This is a genomic window from Nocardioides sp. zg-DK7169, assembly GCF_013155365.1.
Lineage (GTDB): Bacteria > Actinomycetota > Actinomycetes > Propionibacteriales > Nocardioidaceae > Nocardioides.
In genome coordinates this window covers 437469-451224 of sequence record NZ_JABJRA010000001.1, presented here as the reverse complement: position 1 = coordinate 451224, position 13756 = coordinate 437469, and the positions used below count along the sequence as shown (strand labels likewise).

Below are 13756 nucleotides of genomic sequence, written 5' to 3'. Positions count from 1 at the left end.
GTCCCGTGCGCCGAGCCGTCTGCCCGGGATCGTTCGACCCGGTCACCAACGGTCACCTCGACGTCGTGGGACGCGCCTCGTCGCTGTTCGACGAGGTCGTCGTCGCGGTGGGGGTCAACGCCTCCAAGAACCGCCTGTTCAGCGCCGAGGAGCGCATGGAGATGCTGCGCGAGGTCTGCGCGGACCTGCCCAACGTGCGCGTCGCGGGCTTCACCGGCCTGCTGACCACCTTCTGCGCCGAGCAGGGCATCCAGGCCATCGTCAAGGGCCTGCGCGCCGTCTCCGACTTCGAGTACGAGCTGCAGATGGCGCAGATGAACGCCTCGCTCACCGACGTCGAGACCGTCTTCGTGCCCACCAGCCCGGAGTACTCCTTCCTCGCCTCGAGCCTGGTCAAGGAGGTCGCGACCTTCGGCGGCGACGTCTCCTCGCTGGTGCCGGCGAGCGTCCACGCGCGCCTCACCGAGCGGCTCGCCGAGGTCGCCGCGCGCCGGGCACAGGCGTGAACCTGCCCCCGGCGTGCGCCGGGGACCGCCCGGGTTTGGTGACCCGTCTCCCGGGCGGATACGATTCCCGACGATCTGTTCGTGCCCGGAACCGGAAGTGATTCAACTGTCTAGCCTGGACCCGAGAGCGCCGCTCGTGCTCGACACCCGCGAGCTCGGCCGCCGCCCGGGGTCCCAGCAACAGCTGACACTGTCGGTGCCGGCACCCCCAGATCTTGGCATCGAGGTCCTCAAGGTCCCCGAAGGTGCGCCGGTCGAGCTTGACCTGCGCCTGGAGGCGGTCATGGAGGGCGTCCTGGTCACCGGCACGGCGAAGGCCGTGCTGGAGGGCGAGTGCGTGCGGTGCCTGGAGGAGATCGACGACGAGATCGACGTCCGCTTCCAGGAGCTGTTCGTGTACGACGACCTGCGTGACAAGGACGCCGACGACGAGGACAACGGGGTCAGCAACCTCCAGGACGACCTGCTCGACCTGGAACCCCTGCTGCGGGACGCGGTGGTGCTCGCACTACCGTTCCAGCCGCTGTGTCAGGACGACTGTCCGGGACTGTGCACCGAGTGTGGTGCGCGCCTGGCGGATGATCCGGACCACCAGCACGAGGAAGCGATCGACCCGCGATGGGCGGGGCTGACCGCGCTGGACAAGCTCGACAAGATGGACTCGGAATCCTCCGAGAACTGACCAAGCACATCAATGCGGCCGGACCTCCCGGCCACGGTATGAGGAGAGAACAGTGGCTGTCCCGAAGCGGAAGATGTCGCGCAGCAACACGCGTCACCGTCGCTCGGCCTGGAAGGCCGTGGCACCGACCCTGGTGACCTGCGCGAACCCCGCCTGCGGCGTCAAGCACCTCCCGCACCGTGCGTGCGGCGAGTGCGGCCAGTACGGCGCCCGTGCCGACCGTCGTCAGGTCCTCTGAGCCCGCTCAGGGTCTCTGACCACGGTTGACCAACTACGCGGAGCTGCGTCGAGCGCTCGGTGATCCCCAGCTGGATCCCGAGCTGCTCGAGCGCGCGCTCACCCACCGGTCCTACGCCTACGAGAACGGCGGCCTGCCGACCAACGAGCGGCTGGAGTTCCTCGGGGACTCCGTGCTCGGGGTCGTCGTCACCGAGACGCTCTACCGCACCCACCCGGACCTCTCCGAGGGCCGGCTGGCGAAGCTGCGCGCCGCGGTCGTCAACGCGCGCGCCCTCGCCGAGGTCGGGCGCGGCATCGGCCTCGGCGAGCACGTCAAGCTCGGCCGCGGCGAGGAGTCGACCGGCGGACGCAACAAGTCCTCGATCATCTCCGACACCGTCGAGGCGGTGATCGGGGCGGTCCACCTCTCCGGTGGCATGGAGGTCTCCGCACAGGTCGTGCACCTGCTCTTCGACCCGCTCCTCGAGGCCGCCTCGGCGCTCGGCGCCGGGCTGGACTGGAAGACCTCGCTGCAGGAGATCGCCGCCGAGCACTCCCTCGGCGTGCCGGAGTACGTCATCACCTCAGACGGCCCCGACCACATGAAGACCTTCACCGCGCAGGTGAAGGTCGCCGACCGGCTCTACGGCAACGGCGTCGGCCGCTCCAAGAAGGAGGCCGAGCAGGCCGCCGCGGAGACGGCGTACGGCGAGATCGTCGAGCAGCTGGGCCTCACCGCCACCTCCGACGCCAGCTGACGTGCCGGAGCTTCCCGAGGTCGAGGTCGTCCGGGCCGGCCTGGAGCGGCACGTCGTCGGGCACACCGTGCTCGGCGTCGAGGTCCTGCACGAGCGCCCGGTGCGCCGCGACCTGCGCGGTCCCGCCGGCTTCGCCGCCGCGCTGACCGGGCGCGTGGTCACCGGTGCGCGCCGCCGCGGCAAGTACCTCTGGCTGCCGCTGGACAACGGCGACGCGCTGCTGGCCCACCTCGGCATGAGCGGGCAGATGCTGGTGCAGCCCGCCTCGGCGCCCGACGAGCGGCACCTGCGGGTGCGCCTGGTCCTCGACGACGCTCGTCAGCTGCGCTTCGTGGACCAGCGGATGTTCGGCGGGCTGACCGTCTCCGCCGGCGGCGCCGACCTGCCGGGCGAGATCGCCCACATCGCCCGCGACCCGCTGGACCCCGAGTTCGACGACGACGAGTTCGTACGCCGGGTGCGCCGGCGTGCCTCCGGGATCAAGCGCCAGCTGCTCGACCAGGGGCTCGTCTCCGGCGTCGGCAACATCTATGCCGACGAGTCGCTGTGGCGCGCCCGGATCCACGGCGAGCGCCCGGGGGACCGGCTGAGCGCGGCCCAGGTCCGCGAGCTGCTCGGCCACGCGCGCGACGTGATGGCGGAGGCGCTCGCCCAGGGCGGCACCTCCTTCGACGCCCTCTACGTCAACGTCAACGGCCAGTCGGGCTACTTCGACCGCTCGCTGCGCGCCTACGGGCGCGAGGACGAGCCCTGCGAGCGCTGCGGCACCCCGATGCGCCGGGTGGCGTTCATGAACCGCTCCTCCTACTTCTGCCCGACCTGCCAGCCGGCCCCGCGGCGGCGCCGGGCGCCCGCCCCGGGACGCGGGGTCGCAGGCACCCCGGGCACCCCCGTCCCGGATTGACCCGACCGGCGTCCGGGTGGGATTCTTGAAGACGGTCCGCGGCGAGCGGATCGCCCGCGCGGCCATCGGCGCCGCCCGGCCCCACCACCCGAATTCGGAAGGCTCACCATGGCCAAGGCACTCATCGGCCACCTGAGCAGGGATCTGCGCACGCCCAGCCACGTGATGGTCGAGAACTCCCGGCTGCGCGCCCGCGTGGGCGAGCTCGAGGCGCTCGTGCTCCGGCTGGCCGAGGAGAACGACCGGCTCAGCGCGGCGCACCGCACCGACCTGCTCGACCTCGACGACGCCACGTCCGTCGAGGACATGCAGCCCGCCTGAGGACCTGCTCCCTCCCGCCCGGCCGGACCGGCCGGGCCACGGCCCGTGCCCGCCGCACCGTCCGGGGCGGCCCGAGACGGCGTGAGACGTCGTCCGGCCGGGGTCCTGGTGACCCCCGGCACCCCCTCGGAGGCCCTCCGCGTGGCTGCCCGATCGACCGCGCGCCCGCGAGTAGGGTGACACGCACCGCGCTTCCCCGCCTGCGGTGCTGCGGCGATGCAGCATCGTCCCTGAAGTCCAGCGATGGGAGCCACGGGTGTATCTGAAGAGCCTGACCCTCAAGGGGTTCAAGTCCTTCGCCTCCGCGACCACGCTCCAGCTCGAGCCCGGGATCACCTGCATCGTCGGCCCCAACGGGTCGGGCAAGTCCAACGTCGTCGACGCGCTCGCGTGGGTGATGGGCGAGCAGGGCGCGAAGTCGCTGCGCGGCGGCAAGATGGAGGACGTCATCTTCGCCGGCACCTCCGGGCGCCCGCCGCTGGGCCGCGCCGAGGTCGTGCTCACCATCGACAACTCCGACGGCGCGCTGCCGATCGAGTACACCGAGGTCACGATCAGCCGCACGATGTTCCGCAGCGGCGGCTCGGAGTACGCCATCAACGGCAGCACCTGCCGGCTGCTCGACGTCCAGGAGCTGCTCTCCGACTCCGGCATCGGGCGCGAGATGCACGTCATCGTCGGCCAGGGCCAGCTCGACCAGATCCTGCACGCCACCCCCGAGGAGCGGCGCGGGTTCATCGAGGAGGCCGCCGGGGTCCTCAAGCACCGCAAGCGCAAGGAGAAGGCGCTGCGCAAGCTCGACTCCACCGACGGCAACCTGCACCGCCTCAACGACCTGATCGCCGAGATCCGCCGCCAGCTCAAGCCGCTGGGCCGCCAGGCCGAGGTAGCACGGCGCGCGGCCGGCGTCCAGGCCGACGTCCGGGACGCCCGAGCCCGCCTGCTCGCCGACGACCTGGTCACCGCGCGCGCCGCCCTGGAGCGGGAGCTGGCCGACGAGTCCGCCCTCCACGAGCGCCGCGAGGAGCTCGAGGGCCAGATCGCCCGCGCCCGGACCCAGGAGGCCGAGCTCGAGGCCGGGCTCCGCGAGGACCTGCCGGCCCTGGCCCGCGCCCAGGACACCTGGTTCGCCCTCTCCGGCCTGCGCGAGCGGCTGCGCGGCACCCAGTCGCTGGCCGCCGAGCGGCTGCGCAACGCCACGGCGGCCGCCGAGACCGACCACCGCGGCGGCCGCGACCCCGACGAGCTCGAGGCGCAGGCGGCCCAGGCCCGCGGCCAGGAGGAGCAGATCGCCGCGGAGGTCGAGGCCCAGCGCGTCGCCCTGGAGCGGGCCGTGCTCGCCCGGCGGGCCGCCGAGGACGCCGCCGCCGAGGAGGAGCGCCGGGTCGCCGCGCTGCACCGCGCCGCCGCCGACCGGCGCGAGGGGCTCGCGCGCCTGCAGGGTCAGGTCAACGCGATGCGCTCGCGCGCCGTGGCCGCCGACGAGGAGGTCGGCCGGCTCACCGCCAGCCGCGAGGACGCCCTGGCCCGCGCCGAGCGCGCCCAGCGCGACTTCACCGCCCTCGAGACCCAGGTCGCCGGCCTGGACGCGGGGGAGGAGGGCCTCGACGCCGAGCACGAGGCGGCCGTCGCCGCGCTCGAGGACCTCGAGGACCGCCTCGCCAAGCTCCGCGAGGAGGTGCAGCAGGCCGACCGCGACCGCTCCTCGCTCGCCGCCCGCAAGGACGCCCTGGAGATGGGGCTGAACCGCAAGGACGGCGCGGGCGCGCTGCTCGCCGCGGCCCAGACGGGCGCAGCCGACACGGACGACACGGACACTGCCGGAACCGCGGTCGCGGGGATGGCCACCGGCCTGCTCGGCTCGGTCGCCGCCCTGCTCACCGTCCGCCCGGGGTACGAGGCCGCGCTCGCCGCCGCGCTGGGCCGCGCCGCGGACGCCGTCGTCGTCGCCGACGCCGCCACGGCCGTCGCGGCGATCGACCACCTGCGCGCCGAGGACCTCGGCCGCGCCGCCCTGCTGCTCGGCGGCGGACCGGCCGACGACGAGGCGTGGCCGGCGCTGCCCGGCGACGCGGCGTACGCGCTGGACGTCGTGGAGTGCCCCGCCGAGCTGCGCGCCGCCCTCGCCCGGCTGGTGCGCAAGGTCGCGGTCGTCGCCGACCTCGCCGCCGCCCGGGTGCTGGTGGACCAGCACCCCGACGTCACCGCCGTGACCCGCGAGGGCGACCTGCTGGGCGCCCACTTCGCCTCCGGCGGCTCCAGCAGCCAACCCAGCCTGATCGAGGTCCAGGCCGCCGTCGACGAGGCCGCGGCGCAGCTCGCCGAGGTCACCGCCGGCGCCGAGCGGCTCGGGTTCGAGGTGAGCCGGCTGGAGGCCGAGCGGCTCGCGGCCCAGCAGCGCGTCGACGTGGCGCTCGCGCGGCTGCACGAGTCCGACGCCACCCTCGCGGCGGTGGCCGAGGAGCTGGGCCAGCACGGCTCGCTGGCCCGCGCCGCCCGCGGCGAGGCCGAGCGCCTCGCCCGCGCCATCGAGGCCGCCCAGCAGGCACGCGAGCAGGCGGTCTCCGGGCTGGCCGAGCTCGAGGCCCGGCTCGGCGCCGCCGAGGAGACCCCCGAGGAGGAGCCGGACACCGAGACGCGCGAGCGGCTCGCCGACGCCGCCCGCGCCGCCCGGCAGGCCGAGACCGACGCCCGCCTCGCGCTGCGCACCAGCGAGGAGCGCGCCCGCGCGATCAGCGGCCGCGCCGACTCGCTGCTGCGCGCCGCCCGCACCGAGCGCGAGGCCCGGGCCCGGGCCGCACGCCGCCGCGAGCAGGCCCGGCGCGAGGGCCGCGCGGCCGAGGCCGTCGGCACCGCGGTGGCGCACGTGCTGGCCCGCCTGGAGGAGTCCGTCGCGCAGGCGGCCCGCGAGCGCAGCGAGGTCGAGGAGGCGCGCCGCGGCCGCGAGCAGGAGCTGATGGGCGTGCGGGCGAGCCTGCGCGACCTGGGCCGCGCCCACGACGAGCTCGTCAACGCCGCGCACCGCGACGAGATGGCGCGCGCCCAGCAGCGGATGCGCATCGAGCAGCTCGAGGAGCGCGCGGTCGAGGAGCTCGGCACCGCCCCGGACGCGCTCGTCGCCGACTACGGCCCGGACCAGCCGGTCCCGGCCACCGAGGCCGGCCCCGACGGCGAGCTGCGAGACCCCACGCCGTACGTCCGCGAGGAGCAGCAGAAGCGGCTGCGCGCCGCCGAGCGCGCGCTGGCCCAGCTGGGCAGGGTCAACCCGCTGGCGCTCGAGGAGTTCTCGGCCATGGAGGAGCGCCACAAGTTCCTCACCGAGCAGCTCGAGGACCTGCGCCGCACCCGCAAGGACCTGCTCGACATCGTCCGCGAGGTCGACGCGCGCGTGGAGCAGGTCTTCACCGAGGCCTACGCCGACGTCGAGCGCGCCTTCGACGCCACGTTCGCGCGGCTGTTCCCCGGCGGCGAGGGCAGGCTGGTGCTCACCGACCCCTCCGACATGCTCACCACCGGCATCGAGGTCGAGGCCCGGCCGCCGGGCAAGAAGGTCAAGCGGCTCTCGCTGCTCTCCGGCGGCGAGCGGTCGCTGGTCGCGGTGGCGTTCCTGGTGGCGCTGTTCAAGGCGCGCCCCTCGCCATTCTACATCCTCGACGAGGTCGAGGCGGCCCTGGACGACACCAACCTGGGCCGGCTGCTCGAGATCTACGAAGAGCTGCGGGAGAGCTCCCAGCTGCTCGTCATCACACACCAGAAGAGAACGATGGAGGTCGGGGACGCGTTGTACGGGGTCACCATGCGAGGAGACGGCGTCTCGGCCGTGATCAGCCAGCGGCTGCGGGAGGTGGAGCCCGCGTGAGCGAGGACCGCACCCGCCCGGCCCGCCCCACCCGCGCCGACTACGTCGCCTGGCGCACGGTGACCACGCGCTGGCGCGACGACGACGCCTACGGCCACCTCAACAACGCGACGTACTACGAGCTGTTCGACACGGCCGTCAACGCGCACCTGTTCGAGGCGACCGGCACCAACGTGCGCCACCTGCCGCAGATCGGCGTGGTCGCGGAGACCTCGTGCCGCTACTTCCGCGAGATCGGGTTCCCCGAGCCGATCGAGACCGGGATGGTCGTCGACAAGGTCGGCACCTCCTCGATCGTCTACCGGATCGGTCTCTTCCAGGGCGACTCCGACGAGGCGGCCGCGGAGGGACGCTTCGTACACGTCTACGTCGACAACGCCGCCGGCGCGGGGGACCGCCCGGTCGCACCGATGCCGGACGTGATCCGCGCCGCGGTGGAGCCGCTGCTGCGTCCGTAGGCGCACCGGCGGGCCTCGGGCGCGGGCAGCGGCACGCACGGCACGGCGAGCCCCACCGCGCCCGGACCGGTCGGCCCGGCCCGGTGGGGACCAAGGACCCGGTGCCGCTCGCCCGGGGTCGGCTGGGACGCTGGGGGCTGTTCCCCGGGCGGGCAGCACCGCCGCCCGCACCTCGTCTCACTCGGGAGTTCACCCATGACCTACGTCGTGCTGTCCATGGTCGCCATCGTCGCGGTGGCCGCCACCGTCGTGGTGTACGTCGCCTACCCGCACCGGGGGCGCGAGATCCCGCTGGCGCCGTGGCTGGGCCGGGCGGCGCGCCGGGCGAGGTCGCGGGTCTCCGTGGTCGAGCGCGACGGTGACCGGGACCACGACGTTCACCTCGCGGCCTCGCTGAGCGGGGACCGCGCCGCCTGACCGGCCCGTCGCCGACCCGGCACGGCGTACGCGCGTCGGGCCGGGTGAGCCCTCTGGTTGGATTGGGCCCATGGACTCTCTCGCCCTCGTGATCCTGCTCGTCGCCGTCGTCGGCCTCGCGCTGGTCGCCACCGTCGCCGGGCTGCTGGTCAGCGGTCGGCGCAAGCCCCGGCCGCTCCCGCGCACCCACACCGACGTCATCGCGACGCCTCCCACCGATCCCGACGCCCCGCCGGTCGAGCTCAGCTCGCCGCCGGCGACCATCGAGCCCGAGACCGAGGCGGAGCCGGTCGTCGTCGAGGAGCCGGCCGCCCCGACCCTGGAGCGCCCCGAGGGCACCGCGTCGCGCCTGGTGCGCCTGCGCCAGCGCCTGGCCGGCTCGCAGGGAGGCCTTGGCCGCGGCCTGCTCGCGCTGCTGAGCCGCGACCGCATCGACGAGGACACCTGGGAGTCCATCGAGGACACCCTGCTCACCGCCGACGTGGGCGTGGTGCCCACCCAGGAGCTCGTGGAGCGCCTGCGCACCCGGATGCGCGTCGAGGGCACCTCGGCCGCGGAGACCCGCACGATCCTGCGCGAGGAGCTGCTCACGCTGGTCGGCCCCGACATGGACCGCCGCCTGCGGGTCAGCGGCGAGGACGGCAAGCCCGGCGTGGTCCTGGTCGTCGGCGTCAACGGCGCCGGCAAGACCACCACGGTCGGCAAGATCTCGCGCATCCTGGTCGCCGAGGAGCGCAGCGTGGTGCTCGGCGCGGCCGACACCTTCCGCGCCGCCGCCGTCGAGCAGCTGGCCACCTGGGGCGAGCGGGTCGGCGTCGAGGTGGTCCGCGGGCCCGAGGGCACCGACCCCGCCAGCGTCGCCTTCGACGCCGTCAAGGAGGGAGTGGACCGCGAGGTCGACACCGTCATCGTCGACACCGCCGGCCGCCTGCAGAACAAGGCCGGGCTGATGGACGAGCTCGGCAAGGTCAAGCGCGTCATCGAGAAGCAGGCCCCGGTCACCGAGGTGCTGCTCGTCCTCGACGCCACCACCGGCCAGAACGGCATGATCCAGGCCCGCGTGTTCAGCGAGGTCGTCGACGTCACCGGCATCGTGCTCACCAAGCTCGACGGCTCGGCCAAGGGCGGCATCGTCGTGGCCGTCCAGCGCGAGCTCGGCGTACCGGTCAAGCTGGTCGGCCTGGGCGAGGGGGCCGACGACCTCGCACCCTTCGACCCCGGCGCGTTCGTGGACGCCCTCCTCGGCTGAGGAGCACCCCTGCACGTCCCTCGACCCCGGTCGCGTCCGTCGCGGCCGGGGTCGCGGCGTTCCCGGACGTCCAGACCGGCAAACGTGCCCCGGGCAGCCGACATGCAGATGTAACAAACAGGTCGGACTCGTTTCCTGCCGGCAACAAACGGCGGTCCGCGACGAAACCTCCGGGACCGAAGGTCTACGAGAACGGACACGGAGCCGGCCCGACACGACAACGCCGTCAGCGGCCTCCCGTCGTCCACAGATCGCTAACCCTGGAGGTTCGATGGACTACGGCTACCACGCCTTGATGCTGATCGCGGCGTCACTCGTCCTGATGATGACGCCCGCCCTCGCGATGTTCTACGGAGGCATGAGCCGGTCCAAGTCCGTGCTCAACATGATGATGATGTCGTTCTCCTCGATGGGAGTCGTCGGCGTCATCTACGTCCTGTGGGGCTGGAGCATGTCCTACAGCGACGGCGACGTCGCGATGCTGTTCGCGAACCCCTTCGACCTCTTCGGCCTCGACGGCGTCGCCGGGCAGGACTACATCTTCGTCGGCTTCCAGCTGACCTTCGCGGTCCTCACCGCCGCGCTCATCAGCGGTGCGGTGGCCGACCGCCTGAAGTTCTCGGCCTGGCTGCTGTTCCTCCCGCTGTGGGTGACGCTGTCGTACTTCCCCCTCGCCCACATGGTCTGGGGTGGCGGCTTCCTGAGCCACGCCTCCGGTGGTCTCGCGGACCTGATCTTCTCCGGTCCCGACGGTGCCGAGGTGGCCCCGATCGACTACGCCGGCGGCACGGTCGTCCACATCAACGCCGGTGTCGCCGGCCTGATCCTGGCCATCATGCTCGGCAAGCGCCTCGGCTTCGGCAAGGAGCCGATGAAGCCGCACAACCTGCCGCTCACCATGCTCGGTGCGGGTCTGCTCTGGTTCGGCTGGTTCGGCTTCAACGTCGGCTCGATCGTGTTCGCCGGTGACAGCGCCGAGGGCGACGCCGCCCAGTTCCTCAGCGAGACCAGCCTGGTCTGGCTGAACACCACCGTCGCCGCGGCCGCCGCGATCCTGGGCTGGCTGGTCATCGAGAAGATCCGCGACGGCAAGGCCACCTCGCTGGGTGCCGCCTCGGGCGTCGTCGCCGGTCTGGTCGCGATCACCCCGGCCTGTGGCGCGGTGTCGCCGATCGGCGCGATCATCCTGGGCGCCGTCGCCGGTGCCCTCTGCGCCCTGGCCGTCGGCCTGAAGTACAAGCTCGGCTACGACGACTCCCTCGACGTCGTCGGCGTCCACCTCGTCGGTGGCATCGTGGGCACCGTGGGCATCGGCTTCGTCGCCACCGCCGGCGGCCTGTTCTACGGCGACGGCCTGAAGCTCCTCGTGGTCCAGTTCGTCGTCGCCCTGTTCGCGATCCTCTGGTCCGCCGTGGCCACCGTGATCGTCGCGCTGATCGTCAAGGCGATCATCGGGCTGCGCCTCCCCGAGGAGGACGAGGCCGGGGGCATCGACTTCGCCGACCACGGCGAGGCCGCGTACGACTTCTCCGGCAGCGGTGCGACCCGCCGCTCGTCGGTCCTCGCCGGCGGCTCCGCCCCGGCGTCCACCTCGGCCAGTGAAGGAGCCAACGCATGAAGCTCGTGACCGCGGTCATCAAGCCGCACAAGTGGGAGGACGTCCGCGAGGCCCTCGAGACCTTCGGCGTGACGGGCATGACCGTCAGCGAGGTCAGCGGCTACGGCCGCCAGAAGGGCCACACCGAGGTCTACCGGGGCGCGGAGTACGACATCGCCCTGGTGCCCAAGATCCGCATCGAGATCGTGACCGAGGACGAGGACACCGACGACGTCGTCGGGATCATCGTCAAGACCGCCCAGACCGGGCGGATCGGTGACGGCAAGGTCTGGGTCAGCCCCGTCGAGACGGTGGTCCGCGTGCGGACCGGCGACCGCGACCAGGCCGCCCTGTGACCCGACACCGCTGAGCCACCACGGCCCGACCCCGCCCGGGGTCGGGCCGTGGTGCGTCCTACGGCATGATCGAACACCCGCTGCGCGCCCCCGCCCGGGGCGACCGCGACGCCCTCCTGCCCCCGAGCGCACCCTCAGGAGACCCCCGCGATGGACCCCTCGACGACCACCGGAACCCCAGGACAGCCCGCGTGACCGCTGCCGAGCGTGCCCGTCGTACGGCCGAGGCCGACACCCTGTGCGCCACGGCGTACGCCGACTGCGGAGGCCCGGACACCGGCATCGCGCTGGTCGCGGTCGGGGGCTACGGCCGCGGCGAGCTGGCCCCGCACTCCGACCTCGACGTGGTGCTGGTCTGCGACGAGGGCCTCGAGCCCGGGGAGCTGGCCGAGCGGGTCTGGTACCCGCTGTGGGACTCCGGCGCCCGCGTCGACCACGCGGTGCGCACCCTGCCGGAGGTGCAGCGCGCCGCGGAGGACGACCTGCGGGTCGCGCTCGGGCTGCTCGACGTGCGCCACCTGGCCGGGGACCCGAACCTCACGCTGCGCCTGCGCACCCACGTGCTGGCCCAGTGGCGGCGCGGGGCGCTGCGCCGCCTGCCCGAGCTCCAGCGCCTCGTGCGCGACCGGCAGCGCCGCGTGGGCGAGCTCGCCCACCTGTCGGTGCCCGAGGTCAAGGAGGCCGGCGGCGGACTGCGCGACGCCGGCGTGCTCAAGGCGCTGTCGGCGACCTGGCTGGTCGACGTCCCGCACGTGGAGCTCGAGCAGAGCCGCCGCGCGCTGCTCGACGTCCGCGACCTGGTGCAGACCCTCGCTGGCCGGGCATCCGACCGGATCGCCCCGGAGATGTGGACCGACATGGCCGAGGGGCTGGGGCTCGGCGACGCCCGGGCCGCGCAGGTTCACGTGCGCGAGCTCGGCCGCCGCATCACCCACCTGTCCCGGCTGTCGTGGCGCCGTGTCGACGCGCGGTTCGCGCAGCCCGCGGTGGTCGGCGTACGACGTCCTGCCCTGGTGCCGGTGGCGCCGGGGGTGGCGGTGTCGCGGGCGGAGGTCGTGCTGGCCAAGGGGGCGCGTCCGGACCGCGACCCGCTCCTGCTGCTGCGGGCCGCGACCGTCGCCGCCGAGCGCGACCTGGTGCTCTCTCCGCTGACGGCCGCCCGACTGGCGCGGGAGTGCCCGCCGCTGCCGGACCCGTGGCCCGACGAGGCGCGGCACCTGATGGTGCGGCTGCTGGCCTCCGGCCCCGGGCTGCTCGCGGTGTGGGAGACCCTCGAGGAGACCGGCGCGCTGGACTCGCTGCTCCCGGAGTGGGAGGCGATCCGGATGCTGCCGCACGCCTCGGTGATCCACCGCTTCACCGTCGACCGGCACGTGGTCGAGACCTGCATCGAGGCCTCCACGCTGATCCGCGAGGTCAGCCGCCCCGACGTGCTGATGGTCGCCGCGCTGCTGCACGACATCGGCAAGGGCCGCCTCACCGAGCACAGCGTCGCGGGAGAGCCGATCGCGCGCACCATCGCCGCGCGGATGGGCTTCGAGGACGAGGCCATCGACCTCGTCGCCCGGCTGGTGCGCTGGCACCTGCTGCTCTCCGAGACCGCCACCACCCGCGACCCCGACGACCCGGCCACGGTGGCGCTGGTCGCCGAGCGGCTGGGCGACGCCGAGGCGCTCGACCTGCTGGCCGCGCTCACCCAGGCCGACGCCCGCGCCACCGCGCCCCAGGCATGGACCACCTGGCGGGCCGGGCTCGTGCGCGACCTGACCCGGCGGGTGCGGGCCGCGCTGCGCGGCGACGCCGCCCCGGCACGGGTGGTCGAGGAGCAGGTCGCGGTGCCGCGCGAGGCCACCCGCGGGCGCCTGGTGCTCGAGGTCGAGGCGGTGGGCGACGGCTCGCGGGTCACCGCGATCGCGCCGGACCGGGTCGGCCTGCTGGCCGACGTGGCCGCCACCTTCGCCCTCCAGCGGCTCCCGGTGCGCGCGGCGCGCGCGTGGGCCCAGGACCACTACGGCGTGAGCGTGTGGCAGCTCGCCGGGGAGGGCCTCGACCCCGCGCTGCTGCGCGAGCGCTACGAGGCGATCCTCGAGGGCCGCCTGGACCCGCAGCCCCGGCTCTCCCGGCCCGCCGCGCGGCAGGCGCTGGCGCCGAACGTCGCCGTACGCCCCGAGGCCTCGACGCAGTCCACGGTGCTGGAGGTGCGCGCCGACGATCGGCCGGGCGTGGTCTACCTGGTGTGTGCCGCGCTGGCGCGCCTCGACGTCGCGGTGCGCTCGGCGCACGTGGACACCCTCGGCCCGCAGGCCGTCGACGTGTTCTACCTGCAGGAGGCCGGCGCCGGGGCGCTGTCGGACTCGCGGGCAGCCGACGCGGCGCACGCCGTACGGTCCGCGCTCGGCGGGGACCCGCTGCCGCCGGCCTGACGCCGGC

13 protein-coding genes are annotated in these 13756 nt (G+C 74.0%); all 13 read left to right on the top strand.

What is annotated here, in order from left to right:
• Positions 1 to 5: 5 nt before the first annotated feature.
• Positions 6 to 506, top strand: a complete 501-nt coding sequence (gene coaD, locus HOQ23_RS02165; RefSeq protein ID WP_172211384.1) for a pantetheine-phosphate adenylyltransferase — start codon at positions 6 to 8, stop codon at positions 504 to 506.
• A 136-nt stretch (positions 507 to 642) separates the two neighbouring features.
• On the top strand, positions 643 to 1188 hold the full coding sequence (locus tag HOQ23_RS02160) for a DUF177 domain-containing protein (protein WP_367650328.1): 546 nt from the start codon (positions 643 to 645) through the stop codon (positions 1186 to 1188).
• 52 nt (positions 1189 to 1240) lie between these two features.
• Positions 1241 to 1426 (top strand): 50S ribosomal protein L32, encoded by a 186-nt coding sequence (gene rpmF, locus HOQ23_RS02155; protein ID WP_166140317.1) that lies wholly within the window; start codon positions 1241 to 1243, stop codon positions 1424 to 1426.
• 25 nt (positions 1427 to 1451) lie between these two features.
• Positions 1452 to 2165 carry a ribonuclease III gene (gene rnc / locus HOQ23_RS02150; RefSeq protein WP_172211383.1) on the top strand — a complete coding sequence of 238 codons (714 nt, stop codon included), beginning with the start codon at positions 1452 to 1454 and terminating at the stop codon, positions 2163 to 2165.
• A gap of 1 nt (position 2166) precedes the next feature.
• Positions 2167 to 3069, top strand: a complete 903-nt coding sequence (gene mutM / locus HOQ23_RS02145; RefSeq protein WP_172211382.1) for a bifunctional DNA-formamidopyrimidine glycosylase/DNA-(apurinic or apyrimidinic site) lyase — start codon at positions 2167 to 2169, stop codon at positions 3067 to 3069.
• Between the two features lie 108 nt (positions 3070 to 3177).
• Positions 3178 to 3390: a hypothetical protein gene (locus HOQ23_RS02140; protein ID WP_172211381.1), complete on the top strand. Its 213-nt coding sequence runs from the start codon at positions 3178 to 3180 to the stop codon at positions 3388 to 3390.
• A gap of 256 nt (positions 3391 to 3646) precedes the next feature.
• Positions 3647 to 7249: a chromosome segregation protein SMC gene (gene smc, locus HOQ23_RS02135; protein WP_172211380.1), complete on the top strand. Its 3603-nt coding sequence runs from the start codon at positions 3647 to 3649 to the stop codon at positions 7247 to 7249.
• Positions 7246 to 7707 carry a thioesterase family protein gene (locus HOQ23_RS02130; protein WP_172211379.1) on the top strand — a complete coding sequence of 154 codons (462 nt, stop codon included), beginning with the start codon at positions 7246 to 7248 and terminating at the stop codon, positions 7705 to 7707. Before smc ends, HOQ23_RS02130 begins: the two co-directional genes overlap by 4 nt.
• Positions 7708 to 7902: 195 nt before the next feature.
• On the top strand, positions 7903 to 8124 hold the full coding sequence (locus HOQ23_RS02125) for a hypothetical protein (protein WP_172211378.1): 222 nt from the start codon (positions 7903 to 7905) through the stop codon (positions 8122 to 8124).
• A gap of 70 nt (positions 8125 to 8194) precedes the next feature.
• Positions 8195 to 9373 (top strand): signal recognition particle-docking protein FtsY, encoded by a 1179-nt coding sequence (gene ftsY, locus HOQ23_RS02120; protein WP_172211377.1) that lies wholly within the window; start codon positions 8195 to 8197, stop codon positions 9371 to 9373.
• Positions 9374 to 9644: 271 nt separating this feature from the next.
• Entirely contained in the window at positions 9645 to 10991 is a 1347-nt protein-coding gene (locus tag HOQ23_RS02115) for an ammonium transporter (RefSeq protein ID WP_216653446.1), read from the top strand.
• The gene (locus tag HOQ23_RS02110; RefSeq protein WP_172211376.1) at positions 10988 to 11326 is read left to right on the top strand and encodes a P-II family nitrogen regulator; all 339 of its coding nucleotides are present in this window, start codon (positions 10988 to 10990) and stop codon (positions 11324 to 11326) included. Before HOQ23_RS02115 ends, HOQ23_RS02110 begins: the two co-directional genes overlap by 4 nt.
• A gap of 191 nt (positions 11327 to 11517) precedes the next feature.
• Positions 11518 to 13749, top strand: coding sequence for a [protein-PII] uridylyltransferase (locus tag HOQ23_RS02105; RefSeq protein ID WP_172211374.1), 2232 nt, complete (start codon positions 11518 to 11520; stop codon positions 13747 to 13749).
• Positions 13750 to 13756: the final 7 nt, after the last annotated feature.